Annotated in this window: 18 protein-coding genes and 1 tRNA gene; 12 read left to right on the top strand and 7 right to left on the bottom strand. The window is 69.6% G+C overall.

The genetic code is table 11. The features are described from left to right. Positions 1-94 precede the first annotated feature (94 nt). Positions 95-1,507, top strand: a complete 1,413-nt coding sequence (locus AB0I79_RS19265) for an MFS transporter (RefSeq protein ID WP_357874532.1) — start codon at positions 95-97, stop codon at positions 1,505-1,507. Here AB0I79_RS19265 and AB0I79_RS19260 read toward each other — a convergent pair. Together AB0I79_RS19260 and AB0I79_RS19255 are read right to left on the bottom strand one after the other, a co-directional pair. Next, on the bottom strand, positions 1,500-2,378 hold the full coding sequence (locus tag AB0I79_RS19260; protein ID WP_357874529.1) for a DNA-formamidopyrimidine glycosylase family protein: 879 nt from the start codon (positions 2,376-2,378) through the stop codon (positions 1,500-1,502). The two genes, AB0I79_RS19265 and AB0I79_RS19260, sit on opposite strands and share 8 nt — an antisense overlap. Before the next feature lie 30 nt (positions 2,379-2,408). Next, positions 2,409-3,014 (bottom strand): TenA family protein, encoded by a 606-nt coding sequence (locus AB0I79_RS19255; RefSeq protein ID WP_357874526.1) that lies wholly within the window; start codon positions 3,012-3,014, stop codon positions 2,409-2,411. A 24-nt stretch (positions 3,015-3,038) separates the two neighbouring features. Between AB0I79_RS19255 and AB0I79_RS19250 the strand changes: the two genes are divergently transcribed. After that, entirely contained in the window at positions 3,039-3,512 is a 474-nt protein-coding gene (locus tag AB0I79_RS19250) for a GPP34 family phosphoprotein (protein WP_357874524.1), read from the top strand. Between the two features lie 7 nt (positions 3,513-3,519). Here the strand turns inward: AB0I79_RS19250 and AB0I79_RS19245 are convergent, their stop codons facing one another. Beyond that, positions 3,520-4,458 (bottom strand): LCP family protein, encoded by a 939-nt coding sequence (locus AB0I79_RS19245; protein ID WP_357874521.1) that lies wholly within the window; start codon positions 4,456-4,458, stop codon positions 3,520-3,522. A gap of 598 nt (positions 4,459-5,056) precedes the next feature. Between AB0I79_RS19245 and AB0I79_RS19240 the strand changes: the two genes are divergently transcribed. Continuing rightward, positions 5,057-6,406, top strand: coding sequence for a hemolysin family protein (locus tag AB0I79_RS19240; protein ID WP_357874518.1), 1,350 nt, complete (start codon positions 5,057-5,059; stop codon positions 6,404-6,406). Then, a complete protein-coding gene (locus tag AB0I79_RS19235) occupies positions 6,403-7,413 on the top strand; it encodes a hemolysin family protein (protein ID WP_357874515.1) in 1,011 nt (336 codons plus the stop codon). The genes AB0I79_RS19240 and AB0I79_RS19235 overlap by 4 nt, the downstream gene beginning before the upstream one ends. Before the next feature lie 232 nt (positions 7,414-7,645). On the opposite strand, the gene AB0I79_RS19230 is transcribed toward AB0I79_RS19235, so the two are convergent. Then, a tRNA-Leu gene (locus tag AB0I79_RS19230) sits at positions 7,646-7,728 on the bottom strand. A gap of 199 nt (positions 7,729-7,927) precedes the next feature. Here AB0I79_RS19230 and AB0I79_RS19225 point away from each other — a divergent pair. The 7 genes from AB0I79_RS19225 (at position 7,928) to pknB (ending at position 16,638) form a co-directional block, all read left to right on the top strand. Beyond that, complete coding sequence (locus AB0I79_RS19225; RefSeq protein ID WP_185111214.1) at positions 7,928-8,668, top strand: DUF3662 and FHA domain-containing protein; 741 nt, start codon at positions 7,928-7,930, stop codon at positions 8,666-8,668. Between the two features lie 17 nt (positions 8,669-8,685). After that, the gene (locus tag AB0I79_RS19220) at positions 8,686-9,156 is read left to right on the top strand and encodes an FHA domain-containing protein (RefSeq protein WP_357874513.1); all 471 of its coding nucleotides are present in this window, start codon (positions 8,686-8,688) and stop codon (positions 9,154-9,156) included. Next, complete coding sequence (locus AB0I79_RS19215; RefSeq protein WP_357874511.1) at positions 9,153-10,457, top strand: Stp1/IreP family PP2C-type Ser/Thr phosphatase; 1,305 nt, start codon at positions 9,153-9,155, stop codon at positions 10,455-10,457. The genes AB0I79_RS19220 and AB0I79_RS19215 overlap by 4 nt, the downstream gene beginning before the upstream one ends. Further along, positions 10,458-11,837 carry an FtsW/RodA/SpoVE family cell cycle protein gene (locus tag AB0I79_RS19210; protein WP_357874509.1) on the top strand — a complete coding sequence of 460 codons (1,380 nt, stop codon included), beginning with the start codon at positions 10,458-10,460 and terminating at the stop codon, positions 11,835-11,837. After that, entirely contained in the window at positions 11,834-13,297 is a 1,464-nt protein-coding gene (locus AB0I79_RS19205) for a penicillin-binding protein 2 (protein ID WP_357874506.1), read from the top strand. Before AB0I79_RS19210 ends, AB0I79_RS19205 begins: the two co-directional genes overlap by 4 nt. A 21-nt stretch (positions 13,298-13,318) precedes the next feature. After that, complete coding sequence (locus AB0I79_RS19200) at positions 13,319-14,689, top strand: serine/threonine-protein kinase (RefSeq protein ID WP_357874503.1); 1,371 nt, start codon at positions 13,319-13,321, stop codon at positions 14,687-14,689. 83 nt (positions 14,690-14,772) lie between these two features. Then, positions 14,773-16,638 carry a Stk1 family PASTA domain-containing Ser/Thr kinase gene (gene pknB, locus AB0I79_RS19195; RefSeq protein WP_357874500.1) on the top strand — a complete coding sequence of 622 codons (1,866 nt, stop codon included), beginning with the start codon at positions 14,773-14,775 and terminating at the stop codon, positions 16,636-16,638. Between the two features lie 148 nt (positions 16,639-16,786). Here pknB and AB0I79_RS19190 read toward each other — a convergent pair whose 3' ends face one another. Genes AB0I79_RS19190 through AB0I79_RS19180 form a run of 3 tightly spaced genes read right to left on the bottom strand, consistent with a single transcriptional unit; the run spans position 16,787 to position 18,124 of the window. After that, positions 16,787-17,359: a gamma-glutamyl-gamma-aminobutyrate hydrolase family protein gene (locus AB0I79_RS19190; RefSeq protein ID WP_357874498.1), complete on the bottom strand. Its 573-nt coding sequence runs from the start codon at positions 17,357-17,359 to the stop codon at positions 16,787-16,789. Continuing rightward, entirely contained in the window at positions 17,356-17,514 is a 159-nt protein-coding gene (locus AB0I79_RS19185) for a hypothetical protein (protein WP_357874495.1), read from the bottom strand. Before AB0I79_RS19185 ends, AB0I79_RS19190 begins: the two co-directional genes overlap by 4 nt. A gap of 1 nt (position 17,515) precedes the next feature. Continuing rightward, entirely contained in the window at positions 17,516-18,124 is a 609-nt protein-coding gene (locus AB0I79_RS19180) for a class E sortase (protein ID WP_357874492.1), read from the bottom strand. A 144-nt stretch (positions 18,125-18,268) separates the two neighbouring features. On the opposite strand from AB0I79_RS19180, the gene AB0I79_RS19175 reads away from it, so the two are divergent. Then, positions 18,269-18,514 carry a cell division protein CrgA gene (locus AB0I79_RS19175; protein WP_148442372.1) on the top strand — a complete coding sequence of 82 codons (246 nt, stop codon included), beginning with the start codon at positions 18,269-18,271 and terminating at the stop codon, positions 18,512-18,514. The last annotated feature ends 24 nt before the right edge of the window (positions 18,515-18,538 follow it).

The raw sequence follows: 18,538 nt of genomic DNA, 5'->3' as shown, positions 1-18,538 counted from the left end.
TGAAAGTGCCGTCTTCCACGAGATTTCATGCTGTCGCATGATGTGGGCGGTTACAAGAGATAACCGACTGCCTATTCATAACCGGGGGCTTGTTGTGCCTGTCACCGCCCGTACCTGGGGCGTACTGATCGTTCTGTGTGGAGCCATCTTCCTGGAGGGCATCGACGTGGCGATGCTGAACGTCGCCCTCCCGTCCATCCGGGCCGACCTCGGGCTGTCCACCGGCATGCTGAGCGGCGTCGTGAGCGCGTACGTGCTCGGCTACGGCGGTTTCATGCTGCTCGGCGGCCGGGCGGCCGACCTGCTGGGGCGGCGGCGGATGTTCCTGTTCTGGCTGGTGGTGTTCCTGCTGTTCTCCGGGCTGGGCGGCTTCGCGGACGAGGGGTGGGTGCTGCTGGTGGCCAGGTTCGTCACCGGGGTGGCCGCCGCGTTCATGACGCCCGCCGGCCTGTCCCTGATCACCACGAACTTCCCCGAGGGCCCGCAGCGCAACAGGGCCCTGCTCATCTACGCGGGCACGGCCGCGGGCGGCTTCGCGCTCGGGCTGGTGATCGGCGGGCTGCTGACCGCGATCGGCTGGCGCTGGGTGTTCTTCGCCCCGGTCCTGCTGGCGCTGGTCATCCTGATCGCCGCCATCCCCCTGATCAAGGATCAGGGGGAGCGCCCGGCGGCTACGGGCGGCTTCGACGTGGCGGGCTCGATCAGCATCACCGGGGCGATGATCCTGCTCGTCTACGGCGTCGTCCGCCTGGAACACCCCTCCGACGGCCCGCTCCTGACGGCCGCGGCCTTCGCCGCGGGCCTGGCCCTGCTCGCGCTCTTCGTCGCCGTCGAGCGCCGCTCCGCCAGCCCGCTCGTCCGCCTGGGGATCCTGCGCTCGGGCCCGCTGGTCCGCGCGAACGTCATGGCCGCGCTGCTCACGGCCTCGTTCTTCGGCTTCCAGTTCCTGATCACGCTCTACCTGCAGGAGCTGCGCGGCTGGTCCACCATCCAGACGGGGCTGGCCCTGCTGGCGGCCGCCGCGGACGTGGTGCTGGCCCCCACGCTCACGCCGTGGCTGGTCAACCGGTACGGCAACGCCAAGGTCGTGCTCGGCGGCCTGGTGTCGGGGCTGCTGGCGTACGCGCTGTTCCTCGGGGTGGGCCTGGACTGGACGTACGCGGCCATGCTGCCGTCGATGCTGCTGATCGGCCTGATGTTCGCCTTCGTCTACGGCCCGCTGACGATCGTGGCCACGGACGGCATCGCCGAGCACGAGCAGGGCCTGGCCGGCGGCCTGATCAACTCCTCGTTCCAGTTCGGCGCGGCCCTGGGCCTGTCGATGGTGACCGCCGTCAACGTGGCCGCCCTGGGCGCGGCGACGGGCGCCGAGGCCGGACTGGAGGCGATGCGCACGGCCCTGGTGGTGCCCGTCACGGCCACGCTGCTGGCCACCGTCATCGCCGTCGCCGGCCTGCGCGCGCGAGCCCGCAAGCCCGCCGAGGAGCAGGTGCTGAGCGCTACTTGAGCAGCTTGGACAGGCGGCGGTCGGCCAGTGGCTTGCCGCCTGTCTGGCAGGTGGGGCAGTACTGCAACGACGAGTCGGCGAACGAGACCTCCCTGATCGTGTCGCCGCACACGTCGCAGGACTGCCCCGCGCGGTTGTGCACGCGCAGGCCCGACTTCTTCTCCGCCTTGAGGTCCTTGGCCGCCAGCCCGTGCGCGCGCTCGACCGCGTCGCGCAGCGTGGTGACGATGGCCTCGTGCAGATCGGCGACCTGGGCGTCGGTCAGCGTGGCCGCGATCTTGAACGGGGACATCTTGGCGGCGTGCAGCACCTCGTCGGAGTAGGCGTTCCCGATGCCCGCGATCACCTTCTGATCGCGCAGCAGGCCCTTGATCTGGGTGCGGTTGCCGCCGACGATGCGCCTGAGCGCGTCGACGGTGAAGGACTCGGCGAGCGGGTCGGGGCCGAGCGCCGCGACACCGGGCACCTCGTCCGGATTTTTCGTGACATAGACGGCGAGCCGCTTCTGCGTCCCCGCCTCCGTCAGCTCGAACCCCGGCGCCAGGCCCTCGTCGTCGGGCGCCAGCCTGACCCGTACCGCCAGCGGCCCCTTGCCCGGCCGTACCGGCTTGGCGCCGGACAGGTCGTCACGCCAGCGCAGCCACCCCGCGCGGGCCAGGTGGATGACCAGGTGCAGGCCGTCGCAGTCGAGGTCGAGGAACTTGCCGTGCCTGGCCACGGCCGTGACGGTCAGCCCGCCGAGCGCCGTGACCGGCGGATCGAACGTCTTGAGCGCCTGGATGGCGACCACGTCGACGCCGAGGATCGTGCGGCCCACCGCCCGCTCGCGCAGGAAGTGGGTGAGTGACTCCACTTCGGGAAGTTCGGGCATGCCACCAGGGTACGTGTCCCCACCCGGTGGCTACGGCACGTCCCAGAACGCCAGCTCGTGCGTCATCCCCTCGGTGAACAGCTCCTCGGCACGGGCCGGATCCGGCCGGGCCTCGTCGATCATCTGCCCGATCCGCACCGTGAGCGCGGCGAACCCCGGATCCGCGTACGTGTCCACCCAGGCCCGGTACCGCGGCTCCTCGGGCGGGTCCTCCGCCAGGATCCGCCCGAGGTTCGAATATCCCCACATGCACGGGTACAGCGCCGCCAGCCCCTCCCCGTACGAGCTCGCCGACTCCAGCAGGAACTCCGTGTACGCCGCGCACGCCGGCCCCTTCACCGCCCCTTCCAGATCGGCCCCGAACTCCGCCGACATCGACCGGTGCAGGCTCAGCTCGTCGTGGAAGGTGGTGTGCGCCAGATCCACCAGGTCACCCAGATGAGCGTCCGGCGCCTGCCAGGCCAGCCTGGCGAACACCCGCACGTAGTCCAGCAGGAACAGGTAGTCCTGCTCCAGCCACGACCGGAACACCGGCTCCGGCAGGTCCCCGCGCCCGATCCCGGCCACCGTGGCGTGGTCGAGCTGCGCCTGGAGCAACGGGCGGCCAATGGCGTGCAACTTATCCGAAATGCTCATGGCTGGGAGATTAGTGTTCATGGCATGACGGTGACGATCGCCGAGGAGCTCCTCCTGCTCGCCTACAGCGACGACAAGGGCAAGCCGCTCATCAACACCATGTACCTCGACCCGGCCGTCGCCGGCGCGATCCTGGCGGAGCTGGCCGTCCGCGACCGGGTGGAGCTGACCGGCAGGAAGCTGATGGGCAGGAAGCTGGTGGTCAAGGACCCGACTCCGCTGGGCGACGAGGAGCTCGACGCCGTCCTGGCGGGCGCCGGCCCCGACGACCGCACCGCCGCGCTGATCGCGCTCGTCCACGCCGCCGGCCTCAGCCGCAAGGCCTTCCCCGGCGCGGACAGGAAGCGCCTCAAGCACATCGCCGAAGGCGCCTGGGCGGCCGCGGCGGTGGCACAGGCCATCGCCGCCATCAACTCCGCCGTCGTGGCCGCCAACTCCTCCAGCGGAGGCGGCGACGGCGGAGGCGGGGGTGGAGGCGGGGGTGGAGGCGGGGGCTGAGCGGGACTCAGCCGGCGTCCACGATCTCCTTCGGCACCGGCTTGTCGGCCTTCAACGCGTCGAACAGCGCCAGCGCCTTCACCCGGTCCCACTTGACCGCCGTGCCACCGCCCGGGATCACCTCGTTGCCGCCGAACGGCACCACCGTGGTCGTCGGGCTGTCGCCCATGGCCAGCCCCAGCGAGAGCATGTTGAACGCGCCCGTGCCCGAGTCGACCTCGACCGCGTCCGTGGCGCTGAACGCCAGCGGGATCGAGGTGAACGGGTTGAGCAGCACCCCCGGGCTGGCGGCCTTCTTCACCACCGCGCCGAGGAACTGCCGCTGCCGCTTGGTCCGCTCGAAGTCGGGCAGCGCGCCGCCCTTGCGGGTGCGCACGTAGCCGAGCGCCTGGGAGCCGTTGAGCTCCTGGACGCCCTTCTTGAGGTTGAGGCCGGCCTTGGGGTCGTTCACGGCCGCGCGCACGTTGATCTCGACCCCGCCGATGGCGTCCACGATGTCCACGAACCCGGCGAAGCCGATCTCCATGTAGTGGTCGACGTGCACCCCGGTGACCGTCTCCACGGTGCGGACGAGCAGCTTGGGGCCGCCGATGGCGTACGCGGAGTTGAGCTTGTCGCGGCCCTTGCCCGGGATGGTGACGGCCGAGTCGCGCGGCAGGCTGACCAGCGTGGGCTTGTCGCTGCCCTCGGGGATGTGCAGCAGCATCATCGAGTCCGTACGCTGCCCGGCGGCCTGCCCCGTGGCCAGCTTCCTGCGCTGGGCGGCGGTCAGGCCCTTGCGGCTGTCGGAGCCGACGAGCAGCCAGTTGGTGCCGGGGGTGTCGGCGGGCCGGCCCTCGTAGTCGTCGAGCACCCCGTCGATGCCCGACAGCCGCGAGTCGATCACGAAGAACAGCGCGACGGCCGCGACCAGCAACGCCACCAGCAGCCCGGCGACGATGGTCACGACGGCCTTCCAGGAGATCCTCCTGCGCGGCCCCCCGGGCCCGCGGCGGCCCCCGGCGGGACCTCCCGGCCCTCTGGGCGGCTCCTCGCCACGCGACTTGAACGGCCTGATCGGGTTCCGGCCCGACCGCTCGCGTCCGTAGACCCGCGAGTTCGCCCGCGCAGGCTCCTCGACCCGTGGCGACTCGGGAACCTGAGCGGCGGTGGGAAGCTTGTGAGTAGGCGCTCCTGGCCCTCCCGAGGGGAGCCGGTGAGCGGGCGCGCCCCCCGAGCGCAGGCCGTCACTGGGCCGTGGCGGGAGCGGGCGGCCGTCGCCTGGTGAGCGCATGGCCCGGGTCCGGTCGTCCTCGGTCACTTCGCCTTCTTCCCTTCGCTTTGTCATAGACGCTACGTCCAACCCCCCAGCAGTGAAGACGTTCCGCCAAGGTTTCTCCACGGAAAAGTACGCGGAACTAGCTGAGAGTCACTGCGGAAACATAGATGCCACCAGCGTCGTTACGGTTATGGACGACCTCTATCGAAGGGATGATCGTGTCCGATCCGGACCCGTGGAGTCTTCGCCCGTGCACGGGCACGGGTTCCTCTGAGGGCTCACTGCGGTGAGCGCCTATCTCGGGCTGCTGGCCCTCTTGCTTCTCACCGCGGCGACCGGTTACTTCGTCGCCCAGGAGTTCGCCTTCGTCGCCGCCGACCGGGGTGTGCTGCGCGAGCAGGCCGCCGCCGGCGACGCCTCCGCCGAGAAGGCGCTCCAGGTCACCTCCCGCCTGTCCTTCATGCTCTCCGGCGCCCAGCTGGGCATCACGGTGACGGCGCTGCTGGTCGGATTCCTGGCCGAGCCCGCGATCGCCACGCTCATACGGCCCTGGCTGGCCGGCGCGGGCCTGTCCGAGGCCATGATCACGGGTGTCTCCGTGACGGCCGGCGTCTTCGTGGCGACCGTGGTGCAGATGGTGTTCGGCGAGCTGGCGCCCAAGAACCTGGGCATCGCCAGACCCGAGCAGGTGGCCAAGTTCCTGGCCCGCTCCACGCTGGTCTACCTGGCCATCGTGGGCCCGGTGGTCAAGCTGTTCGACTCGGCCGCGACCGGCCTGCTCAGGCGCGTCGGCATCGAGCCCGTGGAGGAGGTGGAGCACGGCGCCACCCCCGAGGAGCTCTCCCGCATCATCGCGGAGTCGACCCAGGCGGGCGAGCTGCCGCCCAGGCTCTCCGACCTCCTGGAGCGGGCGCTGGAGTTCGGCGACCGCACGGCGGAGGAGATCATGGTCCCCCGCCCCCGGGTGGTGGTCCTGCGTGCCTCGCAGCCGATCAGCGACCTTCTCGAAGTCATGCGCGAGTGCGGCCACTCCCGCTACCCCGTGGTCGGCGAGGACGGCGACGTGACAGGCGTCACGGGCGTGCGCGAGTTGCTCACGTCCGGCCTGGAGGAGGGCAGCATCTCCGCGATCACCCGCCCCGCCCTGCTGGTGCCCGACTCGGTCCCGCTCCCGGCCGTCCTCGACAGGATGCGAGCGGCCAAGGACGACATCGTCTGCGTCATCGACGAGTACGGCGGCCTGGCAGGCGTCATCACCATCGAGGACCTGGCCGAGGAGCTGGTCGGTGAGCTGGTGGACGAGAACGACCCCGAGCCGGTGGGCGCCGTCGAGCACCCGGGCGGCATCTGGGAGGTGCCGGGCAGCCTCCGCCTCGACGAGGTCGAGCGCGCGACAGGGGTGGCGTTGCCGGAGAGCGACGATTACGACACCCTCGCCGGCCTGGTGCTGGCCGAGCTGGGCAGGATGCCCAACCCCGGCGACACGGTGACCGTACCGATCGACACCAACACCGACCCCTTCGCGGAAGACGTGGAGGGGCACCAGGCGGAGCTGACGGTGATCTCGCTCAACCGGCGGGTGCCCGAATGGGTGCGCCTGACGCCGCTGCGGCACGCGGAGGCGACGTCCCGATGACCATGATCATTCTAAGCCTCGCGCTGCTGGCCTTCAACGCGCTCTTCGTGGCGGCGGAGTTCGCCTTCGTCTCCTCCAGGCGGCATCGCCTGGAGGAGATGGCGGCGGGCGGCAACCGGCTCGTCAGGATCGCGGCCAGATCGGCCGCGGGTGGCAGCCGCCAGCTCTCCCTGATGCTGGCGGGCGCCCAGCTCGGCATCACGCTGTGCACCCTGGGCCTCGGCCAGGTGACGGAGCCCGCGCTGGAGCACTACCTGGAGCCGGTCTTCGCCGCGATAGGCGTCCCCGAGGCCATGCGGCTGCCCATCGCGCTGGTGATCGCCCTGGCCCTGGTGACGTTCCTGCACATGGTCATCGGCGAGATGGCCCCGAAGTCGTGGGCCCTGACCCACCCCGAGCGGGCGGCGCTCCTGCTGACCTTCCCGTTCAGGGCCTTCACCACGGTCATGCGCCCGCTGCTCTCGACGCTGAACGCGCTGACGAACCTGATCCTGCACCTCTTCGGCGTCCAGGCGAGGGACGAGCTGGCCACGACCAGGACCCCGCGCCAGCTCGCCATGCTGGTGGGCGAGTCGGGCCGGATGGGCCTGCTGGACCGGGAGGAGCACGACCTCCTGACCAGGGCCCTGCGCCTGGACGACGAGGGCATCGAGCGCCTCATGGTGCCCATCGACCGGGCGGTCAAGGTCAGGGCGACGGCGACGGCCGCCGAGATCAGATCGACGGCGGCGGGCAGCGCCCACCTGAGGCTCCTGGTGGAGGGTCCGCAGGGCGTGGAGGGCGCCCTGCACGTCCGGGAGGCCCTGCTGAAGCCGGAGAGCAAGGCGGCGGACCTGATCAGGCCGCTGCCCAGGCTGCCGTGCACCACCCAGGTGCCCGAGGCCGTCACGGCCCTGCAGGAGGCCAGGTCCCACCTGGCCCTGGTGACGAACGCGGCGCAGGAGGTCATCGGGATGGTGAGCCTCACCGACCTGGTCGGCGAGCTGCTGGACACCAGAGCGGCGTAGAACAGGTGTGCGGGGGCCGCCGGACCGGCGCGCCCCCGTTTCACCTCGGCACGGCAGTGTGAGCTAAATCACTCAGGCCATTCGAAAGTGATCTGCAAGTGAGGGCATCCAGGGTCTCCATGCGGAGCACAGCCCGTACTGACAAGGTCGCGACAAAGAAGTAGCCCCGGCTCTTGCGAACCGGGGCTTGTTTCGTCAGTGTGGGTCTGCCGATTTCATCGGTGACCCTGAGTGGGCGAGGAGGGATTTGAACCCTCACGTCCTTTCGGACACACGGACCTGAACCGTGCGCGTCTGCCGTTCCGCCACCCGCCCTTGTGGGTGCGGAAAGAACATTAGCACGGAACAGCCACTGGTACTGAACCCGGATACGATCGCATAAGACACGGGAGCGGAGGAGCTGGGCGCGAGGGCCGACGAGCGCCTGGAAGACCGTCACGTGGAACGAGCGGAGACCGGGCGCCGATAGCGTCTCGGGGCCGCGATCATATGCACGGAGGAAGGGAGGTACCCGGTGGGAGTCCTTCAGCGCTTCGAGCGAAGGCTCGAAGGCCTGGTGGAGGGAGCCTTTGCGCGGGCGTTCAAATCTGACCTTCAGCCGGTCGAGGTCGCCAGCGCGGTTCAGCGGGAGATGGATGAGCGTGCGGCGATCGTCGCTCAAGGTCGCACGCTCGTGCCCAACGACTTCGTGGTGGAGCTGTCGACGACCGACAGCGAGAGGCTGGAGGTCTACGCCGACAGCATCAGCCACGAGCTGGCCAACCTCGCCAGGGAGTACGCCAAGGAACAGGGCTACTCCTTTGTGGGACCGGTCCGGGTTCGCTTCGAGACCGCCGGCGACCTGGCTGTGGGATTGTTCCGCATCAGATCGGGCGTCATCCGTGGCGCGACGGTCGAGCAGGACGAGATCCGCCAGCCGGCGAGCGACCTGCCTCCGTCGAGGCCCGGCGCGTTCAACGGGCGGCCACGGCTGCTCGTCTCCACCCAGGATGATCCGCAGGGCGACCGCTCCTACGAGCTCACCACTCCGGTGACCTTGCTCGGCAGGGGCACCGACTGCGATCTTCGTCTCGTCGATCCAGGAGTGTCGCGGCACCATGCGGAGCTGCGCGTCGAGGGCCAGACCGTGGTTCTCGTGGATCTCGGATCGACGAACGGCACTTTCGTCAATGGCCAGCCGGTACGCAGGATCGAGCTCCAGAACGGCACGCGAGTGACGTTGGGGCGTACGACTCTGGTGTTCCGGCGCGATTAGGGGTAGACAGACGGTCCATGTCCGAGCTCACGCTGCTGCTGATCCGGCTCGCTTTCCTGGCGGTGCTGTGGTTCTTCGTCATTGCCGCAGTCGGCGTGATCCGGACTGACTTGTTCGGCTCACGCACGGCTCCCGCGGGCGCACGTAAGGCCGCGAAACCAGCCAAACCCGTGGTCAAGCCCAAGAGCAAGAAGGGCGAGCCACGCCAGCTCATCGTCACCGGTGGCCCACTCCAAGGCACCACCATCGACCTCACGGAGACGCCCATCACCATTGGCCGGGCCAATGACGCCACGCTGGTAGTCACCGACGACTACGCTTCCAGCCGGCACGCCCGGCTCTTTCCTCAGGACGGTCAATGGATCGTGGAAGATCTTGGGTCCACCAACGGCACGTATCTCGACCGCTCGAAAGTCACCCGCCCGACCCCGGTGCCGCTCGGTGTTCCGATCCGCGTCGGCAAAACAGTCATTGAATTGCGCAAATGACCATCGCACTCCGCTACGCCGCCCGCTCGGACGTCGGCCTCCTCCGCGAAGGGAACGAGGACTCGGCGTACGCTAGCGGCCGCCTGCTCGCCGTCGCCGACGGCATGGGCGGGCACGCACACGGCGAGGTGGCGAGCTCAGTCGCCATCGCCGCCATGGCCTCTCTGGAAGAGGCCCAACAGGGGGGTGACCTGCTCAACGCCATCGAGGCAGCGGTACGCGACGCCAACCGCAAGCTGCACGAAATGGTGGGGCGGGATCCCAGCCTCAAAGGCATGGGCACGACTCTGACGGCCATGCTCTGGAACGGCACCCAGGTCGCGCTGGTGCACGTGGGCGATTCGCGCGCCTACCTGCTCAGACGCGGGGAGCTCTACCAGATCACGCATGACCACACGCTGGTGCAGCAGCTCGTCGACGACGGGCGCATCACACCGGAAGAGGCGGCCACGCATCCGCAGCGCTCGATCCTGCTGCGCGCGCTCGACGGCAGCGGCGAGGTCGATCCCGACCTCACGCTCCGCGAGGCGCAGGTGGGCGATCGCTACCTCCTGTGCTCCGACGGCCTGTCGGGCGTGGTGAGCGCCGAGACGCTGCACGCCACGCTCACCAACATCGACGACCCGGAAGAGGTCGTCCGCCAGCTCATCGACCTGGCCAACAGAGGGGGCGGGCCGGACAACATCACGTGCGTGCTGGCCGACGTGCTGGAGATCACCGACGGTCAGCAGGTGCCGGCCGAGGCCGCCGTCGTCGGCGCCGCGGGCATGGCCCGGCTGCACGGCAGTCCGCAGGACACCTCGCCGGGGCGAGCCAACGCGGTGACCGCACCCCAGCCGGTGATCACCGATGACGAGTTCGACGAGCCGGACGCCCCCCAGGCGTCCCGGCGGTCGGGCAGGCGTCGTCGCGTGTGGCCCGTGCTGGTCACCGTGTTCGGCATTGGCGTCGTGGCCGTCGGCGTCGGCGGCTACTTTGGATGGCAGTGGACTCAGGACCAGTTCTTCGTCGGAGCGAGGGGCGACGAGGTGGTCGTGTTCCAAGGGATCCAGAGGGAGCTGGGGCCTATCCCGCTGTTCCACGTCTCCAAGCCCACAGGCAAGAAGCTGTCCAGCCTGTCGGAGGCGGACCAGGCTCTGATCAAGAGCGGCATCCCGGTCACCACCGAGGCCGAAGGCATAACGAGGATCAACAGCTTGAAGTTCGCCGACTCAGAACCGAAGGAAGAGGCCACCGCGGAGGCGAGCCCCACCCCCACGCCTACCGTGTCCGCCACCGCCACCAAGACGAAACAGCAGTAGATGAGCGAAGTCGCCGTCTCCCCCGTCCCGATGCCGGCCAAGCGGCGCGGGGCGCAGCTGATCATGCTCGCCCTCGCGGTGCTGATCATCATGGGCGCGTACGCCAACGTGGGTCTGGCGATCGACGGCCAGGTGCCCGCGGGCATGCTGACGTACGGCCTGAGCCTGGGTGGCCTGATGCTGGCCGCCTACCTGGTGCTGGCCAAGTTCGCCCCCTGGGCCGACCCGCTGATCCTGCCGCTGGTGACGCTGGTCAACGGCATCGGCCTGGTGATGATCTACCGGTTGGAGAGCGCTCCCATGAAGGGCGCATCCGCGACGAACCAGATCATCATGACCGGGATCGGCGTCGTGCTCTTCGCCGTGACGCTGCTGGTGCTGCGTGACCACCGGGCGTTGCAGCGGATGACGTACACGGCCGGGCTGGTCGGAGTGGTCCTGCTCGTCTCACCACTGGTGCCCGGGCTGGGCAAGGAGATCAACGGCGCGCGCATCTGGATCGGGTTCGGCTCGGCGACCATCCAGCCGGCCGAGTTCGCCAAGATCGCTCTGGTCGTCTTCTTCGCCGGCTACCTCGTCGCCAAGCGCGACGTGCTGGCGCTGGCCGGGCGCCGGCTGCTCTTCATCGACCTGCCCAGGGCGCGCGACCTCGGCCCGGTGCTGATCACCTGGGCGGTCGCCATCGGCGTGCTGGTGCTGCAGAAGGACCTGGGCTCGTCGCTGCTGCTGTTCGGCGGCTTCGTGGTGATGCTCTACATCGCCACCCAGCGCACGTCGTGGGTGCTCATCGGCATCCTGCTGTTCGTCGGCGGCGCGTTCCTGGCCGGGCAGCTCTTCTCCCACGTGGGCGACCGCTTCGACGTCTGGCTCAACCCCGGCTCCGACGAGTACTACGAGCGCGAGTTCGGCGGCAGCTACCAGATCATGCAGGGCCTGTTCGGCCTGGGCGCCGGCGGCATCCTGGGTACCGGGCTCGGTCAGGGCCACCCCGAGCTGATCCCGCTGGCCTTCTCCGACTTCATCTTCAACGCCACCGGCGAGGAGCTCGGCCTGACCGGGCTGATGGCGATCCTGATGATCTACGCGCTGATCGTCCAGCGCGGCCTGCGCACCTCGCTTGCGGCCCGCGACCCCTTCTCCAAGCTCCTGGCGGGCGGCCTGTCGTTCATCCTGGCCTGGCAGGTCTTCATCATCGTCGGAGGCGTGACGAACCTCATTCCGCTGACCGGCCTGGTGACGCCGTTCATGTCCCAGGGTGGCTCGGCCCTCCTGGCTAACTGGATCCTTATCGCGCTGCTGGTACGAACGTCAGATGCCGCCAGACGCCCCCCGCCTCAAGCGATCCAGAACGAAGGACTGACGCAGGTGTTCCAGCGATGAACGGCACTCTGAAGCGCGTGGCCGTGGCGTGCCTGGCCATGTTCGCGCTCCTGATGATCAACGTGAACTTCCTCCAGGCCGTACGGGCGGAGGAGTACCGCACGGACGCGCGCAACACCCGCAACTACTACGACCGCTACGCCATCGAGCGGGGCCGCATCACGGCCGGCGGCAAGGTGCTCGCGCAGTCCGTCGAGACCAAGGACAACGACTTCAAGTTCGTCAGGAAGTACACCGACGGCAAGCTGTACGCGCACGTCACGGGCTACTTCTCGCCCGAGAGCGAGAGCGCGATCGAGCGCAGCGAGAACGCCCTGCTCGACGGCTCCAGCGCCGACCTGCTGCTGCGGCGCAGCATCGACCTGTTCACGGGCGAGCCGACCAGGGGCGCCAGCGTCGATCTCACGATCAACCCGAAGGCCCAGAAGGCGGCCTACGACGCGCTGCGCAACAGCGGCAAGCGCGGCGCCGTGATCGCGCTCGACCCCAAGACGGGGGCGATCCTGGCGATGGTCTCGCTGCCCACGTTCGACCCGGCGGAGCTGTCGGGCACCGACAAGGGCACGGTCTTCAAGAGGTACGACGAGCTGGACGCGGACAAGAGCCAGCCGCTGCTCAACCGCACCATCTCGCAGACGTACCCGCCGGGCTCGACGTTCAAGGTCGTGACGATGGCGGCGTACCTGGAGGCCGACTCCTCGCGCGGCCCGCAGACGACCGTGGAGGCGCCGCAGCGGCTGCCCCTGCCCAACACGAACATCAGCCTGCCCAACTACGGCGGCGCGGCCTGCGGCAGCGGCCGGGTGACGCTGGTGTACGCGCTGGAGAAGTCCTGCAACACGCCCTTCGCCTCGATGGGCATGGAGCTGGGCTTCGAGACGATGAAGGAGCAGACGGAGAAGTTCGGCATGGGCACGCCGGTGTCCGTGCCCATGGCCGCCGCCCAGAGCGACTTCGGCAAGGACTACGACAAGGCCGCGCTGGCCATGGCCTCGATCGGGCAGCGCGACAACCGGATGACGCCGCTGCAGATGGCCATGATCGCGGCGGGCATCGCCAACGACGGCACGGTGATGAAGCCGTACCTGGTCAACAAGATCACTGACGCCAAGAACGACACGATCGAGGAGGCCGAGCCCGACGAGCTGAAGACGGACGCGGTCAGCCCCGAGACAGCCGCCAAGCTGCGCGAGATGATGGCGAGCGTCGTGAGCAACGGCACCGCCAACCTGGCGCAGGTCCCGGGCGTCCAAGTAGCGGGTAAGACAGGCACCGCGGAGACCGCCGACGGCGCGCCGCCGCACGCCTGGTTCATCTCCTTCGCGCCCGCCGAGGACCCGAAGGTGGCCCTCGCGGTCATCGTCGAGTCCGGCGCGGCCAACGTCGGGGCGGAGGCGACCGGCGGCCACACCGCCGCGCCGATCGCAAAGGCCGTGCTGGAGGCGGTGCTGAACAAGTGAGTGACGGTAACCTGCTGGGTCATGCGGCTCCGTAACCGCTACCTTCTGGTCTCCCGCATCGCCACGGGCGGTATGGGAGAGGTCTGGCGCGCCCGTGACGAACTGCTCGGGCGCGAGGTGGCGGTGAAGATCCTGCGCAGCCACATCTACGCCGATCCCACCTTCCGTGAACGGTTCCGCAACGAGGCGCGGCTGACGGCCGCGCTGGCGGACCCGGGGGTGGCGCAGATCTTCGACTACGGCGAGCAGAGCGAGCTGGCCTATCTCGTCATGGAGCTGGTGCACGGCGAGCCGCTGTCGGCCATCCTGGCCCGCAACGGGGCCATCGGGCCCGAGGTGGCGCTCGACGTGGTGCACCAGACCGCCAAGGCGCTGCACGCGGCCCACTCGGCGGGCATCATCCACCGCGACATCAAGCCCGGCAACCTGCTGGTCACCCCCGAGGGCACCATCAAGGTGACGGACTTCGGCATCGCGCGGGCCCTGGAGGCGGCGCCGGTGACGCAGACCGGCACCGTGCTGGGCACCGCCCAGTACGTCAGCCCCGAGCAGGCGCAGGGCTTCCCGCTCACGCCCGCGACGGACCTGTACTCCCTGGGCGTGGTGGCCTACGAGTGCCTGGCGGGACGCACGCCGTTCCGCGGGGACAGCCAGGTGGCGATCGCGCTGCAGCACCTCAACGAGCAGCCGCCGCCGCTCGGCGTGGACGTGCCCGCACAGGTGCGGGAGCTGGTCATGGCGCTGCTGGCCAAGGAGCCCGCGCAGCGCCCCGGCTCGGCGCTGGAGGTGGCCGACCGGGCGTACGTGCTGCGCGAGTCGCTGGCGGGCGTCGAGCACGTTCCCGAGCTCAGCATGCTCACCGACCCCGGCGGCTTCCGCGTCCGCGAGCCGGCCCCCGAGGACGAGCGGGTGACCGACGACCTCGCCCCGGCCACCACGGTGCAGGACAGGCCGTCGGGCAGGCGCAGGGGCGCCAGGACGCTGGCGCTGGTCGCCACGGCGGGCTGCGTGGCGGCGGTGGGGCTCACGGCGGTGACGTTCGCCAACCGCGAGCAGCCGAGCACGGCGCCCGAGGTGGCGGAGCCGTCGCAGCCGCCGGTCACGGCCACGCCGACGCAGCCGCGGGTGAGGCCGACGAAGACGAAGACGAAGACGCGGCGGCCCCCGGTGGTTCCGGTGAAGTCGACGAACCCTATACCCTCACCGTCGGCTACCGTAAGCAAGTCGGCTACTCCTACCAAGAAGCCGACGCCGAAACCGACCCGGACCACCACCACCCGGCCCCCTACGCCCACCCCGACGACCCCAACGCCCACCACTACACCGACAACTCCGACACCCACCGCCTCGCCGGACCCGGGTGATACGAACCCGCCCAAGGAGGAGACGTGATGCGCCATGGGGTCGATGATGGACACCGGCGGCCCCCCGAGCAGGCCGGTACCCAAGATGAACGGTAAGGGACAGTGCAGGAAATGACTCAGCCTCGGCTACTCGGAGGTCGCTACGAGCTCGACGGCGTCGTCGGGCGCGGCGGCATGGCCGAGGTGTATCGCGCCCGAGACATCCGGCTGGACCGCATAGTCGCGATCAAGACCCTCCGCTCCGACCTGGCGCGCGACCACACCTTCCAGGCCCGGTTCCGCCGTGAGGCGCAGTCGGCGGCCTCCCTGAACCACCCGGCCGTCGTCGCTGTCTACGACACCGGCGAGGATGTCACCGACGGCACTCCCGTGCCGTACATCGTGATGGAGTACGTCGACGGCAGGACGCTGCGCGACCTGCTGCGCCAGGACCGGCGGCTGATGCCCGAGCGGGCGGCCGAGCTGGTCGACGGCATCCTGCGCGCGCTCGACTACAGCCACCGCGGCGGCATCGTGCACCGCGACATCAAGCCGGCCAACGTGATGATCACGCGTGCCGGCGACGTCAAGGTGATGGACTTCGGCATCGCGCGCGCGATGGCCGACTCCGCGGCCACGATGACGCAGACGGCCCAGGTGATCGGCACCGCCCAGTACCTGTCGCCGGAGCAGGCGCGCGGCGAGCGCGTCGACGCGCGCAGCGACATCTACTCCACCGGCTGCGTGCTGTACGAGCTGCTGACCGGCCAGCCGCCGTTCACCGGCGACTCCCCGGTCGCGATCGCCTACCAGCACGTGCGCGAGGAACCCATCCCGCCGTCCCAGATCGACCCGGAGATCCCGCAGTGGGCCGACGCCATCGTGCTCAAGGCCATGGCCAAGGACCCGGCGCACCGCTACCAGAACGCGGGCGAGATGCGCGCCGACATCCAGCGCGCGATGTCCGGCATGCCGGTCGACGCCCAGACGACGGCGATGACGAGCAACTTCGGCCAGGGCACGCGCATGATGACCGCCACGCAGGCGGCTCACGGGCCGGCCACGCAGCGCACCACCGCGGTCCCGCCGTACGAGTACGACGAGGGCGGCGGGCGCGGCGGCCGGCGCAGGGCCTCGGGCGGCGGCAACGCGCTCAAGACCGCGCTGTGGATCATCATCCCGCTGCTCATCATCGGCGGGTTCATCACGGTCGGCTACGTGGTGTTCAGCGGCGGCGGGGGCACGCCGACCGACAGCCAGGTGCAGATCCCCGACCTGGCCTCGCAGGAGCGGTCGTACGCGGAGGGTCAGCTCACCGACCTCGAGCTCAAGGTCGAGGTGGTGCAGGAGGCCAGCACCGAGGTCGAAAAGGACGCCGTCATCCGGACGGAGCCCAAGGCCGGCACCAAGGTCGAGAAGAACTCGGCGGTCAAGCTGGTCGTCTCCAGCGGCCCCAAGAAGGTCAAGGTGCCCGACAACCTCGTCGGCATGCCGCAGGCCGACGCCGTGAAGGCCCTGGAGGAGGCGGGCCTGACCGGTGTCATCAAGACCCGGAACTCGGCCAAGACGCAGGGCACGGTCGTCGCCACCGACCCCAAGGCCGGCACGGAGATCGAGGAGGGCGGCTCCGTCACCCTGTTCGTCCCGAAGGCGCTCATCGAGGTGCCCAGCGTGATGGGCCTCACCGAGGAGGACGCCAAGGCGCAGCTCCAGGGCGCGGGCCTCAAGGTCAGGGTCGTCCCGCAGGCGTCGAACGAGGTGCCCGAGGGCACTGTGGTGCAGCAGAACCCGGGTGAGGGCGCCAAGGTGGCGTCCAACACGGCGATCACGATCGTGGTCTCGACCGGCCCGCCGGATCAGCCGACCGACGGGTTCCCGACGGATCAGCCGACGGACGACTTCCCGACGGACGAGCCGACCGACGACTTCCCGACGGACGAGCCCACCGACGACAACCCGATCGGTGACGACGGCCTCGGCGGCGACTTCGGCGGCTGAGGTCCCGCACGCACGGCGAAGGGCCGCCCCTCAGGGGGCGGCCCTTCCGCATGTACGGGGGTGTGTCGTGGGAAACAGAGAACGCCCCCGCCGCTCGGGGGCAACGGCGGGGACGCTCACTTGTACGTCGCTCTGCGCGAGACGTTTGTTACACGATTGCGCGCAGCCAATTTTCGAGCAGCCGGTGGCCGTGCTCGGACAGCACGGACTCGGGGTGGAACTGGATGCCCTCGACGGGCGCCACACGGTGCCGCAGGCCCATGATGACCCCGTCCTCCGTACGGGCGGTCACGTCGAGCACGGCGGGCACGGTCTCGGGCAGCACGGCCAGCGAGTGGTAGCGGGTCATGCGCACGGGTGAGGGCAACGACTCGAACACGCCCTTGCCGTCGTGCGTGATGGCGCTGGTGCGGCCGTGGAAGAGGTCGGGCGCGCGGGTGACGGTGGCGCCGTAGGCCACGGCGATGGCCTGGTGGCCGAGGCAGACGCCGAGCAGCGGCCGGTTGCTCCCGGCCGCGTGGTGCACCAGGGGGACGCTCACGCCGGCCGCCTCGGGGGTGCCGGGGCCCGGGCTGATGAGCACGCCGTCGAAGCCGTCGGCGTCGTGCACGCGTACGTCGTCGCGCGGCCGCACGTCGCAGTCGGCGCCGAGCTCGCGCAGGTACTGCACGATCGTGTGGACGAAGCTGTCGTGGTTGTCCACGACCAGCACGCGCGTCATTTCCTTACGGTCACCTCGTCGAGCGTCACCACGGGCTCCAGGAGCGGGAACACCGCATACCAGAGTACGGCCCCCGCGGCGGCGACCAGCGCGACGGCCGTCAGGATGCGGGTGCGCGGGCGGCCGGGCAGCTTGCGCCAGAGCCAGGCGTACATGTCACTCCTCGCGTGGTTCGCTCTCCTTCAGCACACCGTAGACAATCAGGCGCTCGGCGGCCGAGTACTCGGGATGGCAGGTGGACAGCGTGATGAAGGCGCGGATCGGGCGGATGTCGGGCTTGCCGGGCACGGGGGCGAGCACGTCGATCTCGTCGGGCTTGACGATGTCCTGCGAGGTGACGCGGTAGGTGTGGCGGGCGTCGCGGGTCTCGACCACGATCTCGTCGTCGCGTTCGAGCTCGTCGATCTCGTTGAACGGGGCCGCGTACGTGGTGCGGTGCCCGGAGAGCACGAAGTTGCCGACCTGGCCGGGCATGGCGCTGTCGGGGTAGTGGCCGGGGCCCTTCTTGAGCTGCTCGGCCCCGACGCCCTCGACCACGGCGTACTGGTAGTCGCGGCCCAGCCTGGGGATGCGCAGCATCGCGAGTGCCTGCCCGGGCCGGACCTTCACCTGGCCGGGCTTCTTCGCGGCCAGCTCGCTGCGCAGCAGCGACTGCTGGCTCTGGGTGTAGGCGCCGGTACCCCAGAGCAGGTACGCGCAGAACAGCATGAGGATCAGGCCCGCGGTGATGCTGAGCTCCCCCACGGCCCGGAGCGTGGCCCGCATTCGATCAGCGTATTCGGCAGCGATGCGGGCCCTGGGGATCGCCATGTCGTGCGCGTGGCGACTATCCTGGGGCACGCTTCAACTACGCTAAACGAAGAGCCTGTGGACGATCCGGATGCCCAGGCCCTCAGCAGGAGTTACCCAGTGCCCAAGTCCAAGGCTCGCAAGAAGGCGGTTTACACGCCGCCGCAGAGGTCTCAGCAGGTCAAGGTCAGCCCGCGCTGGCTGGCCCCCACGATGGTCGCCGCATGGATCATCGGCATCCTGTGGATCGCGATCTATTACGTCGCACCACAGGCGCCGTTCTTCAGCGACCTCCAGAACTGGAACCTGTTGATCGGGTTTGTTTTCATCATCTTCGGTGTGGTTCTTTCCACCCGCTGGCGTTAGTTCTTTCCACAGCCTTTTCCACAG

Source organism: Nonomuraea sp. NPDC050202 (assembly GCF_040656115.1).
Lineage (GTDB): Bacteria > Actinomycetota > Actinomycetes > Streptosporangiales > Streptosporangiaceae > Nonomuraea.
The sequence above is the reverse complement of the archived record's forward strand: the minus strand, read 5'-3'. Positions and strand labels throughout refer to the sequence as shown.

Coding starts and splice junctions, on each gene's coding strand:
- AB0I79_RS19210 (WP_357874509.1), top strand. CDS start 10,458: ATGAGCGAAGTCGCCGTCTCCCCCGTCCCGATGCCGGCCAAGCGGCGC.
- AB0I79_RS19235 (WP_357874515.1), top strand. CDS start 6,403: ATGACCATGATCATTCTAAGCCTCGCGCTGCTGGCCTTCAACGCGCTC.
- AB0I79_RS19185 (WP_357874495.1), bottom strand. CDS start 17,514: ATGTACGCCTGGCTCTGGCGCAAGCTGCCCGGCCGCCCGCGCACCCGC.
- AB0I79_RS19190 (WP_357874498.1), bottom strand. CDS start 17,359: ATGACGCGCGTGCTGGTCGTGGACAACCACGACAGCTTCGTCCACACG.
- AB0I79_RS19260 (WP_357874529.1), bottom strand. CDS start 2,378: ATGCCCGAACTTCCCGAAGTGGAGTCACTCACCCACTTCCTGCGCGAG.
- pknB (WP_357874500.1), top strand. CDS start 14,773: ATGACTCAGCCTCGGCTACTCGGAGGTCGCTACGAGCTCGACGGCGTC.
- AB0I79_RS19250 (WP_357874524.1), top strand. CDS start 3,039: ATGACGGTGACGATCGCCGAGGAGCTCCTCCTGCTCGCCTACAGCGAC.
- AB0I79_RS19255 (WP_357874526.1), bottom strand. CDS start 3,014: ATGAGCATTTCGGATAAGTTGCACGCCATTGGCCGCCCGTTGCTCCAG.
- AB0I79_RS19200 (WP_357874503.1), top strand. CDS start 13,319: ATGCGGCTCCGTAACCGCTACCTTCTGGTCTCCCGCATCGCCACGGGC.
- AB0I79_RS19220 (WP_357874513.1), top strand. CDS start 8,686: ATGTCCGAGCTCACGCTGCTGCTGATCCGGCTCGCTTTCCTGGCGGTG.
- AB0I79_RS19215 (WP_357874511.1), top strand. CDS start 9,153: ATGACCATCGCACTCCGCTACGCCGCCCGCTCGGACGTCGGCCTCCTC.
- AB0I79_RS19180 (WP_357874492.1), bottom strand. CDS start 18,124: ATGCGGGCCACGCTCCGGGCCGTGGGGGAGCTCAGCATCACCGCGGGC.
- AB0I79_RS19205 (WP_357874506.1), top strand. CDS start 11,834: ATGAACGGCACTCTGAAGCGCGTGGCCGTGGCGTGCCTGGCCATGTTC.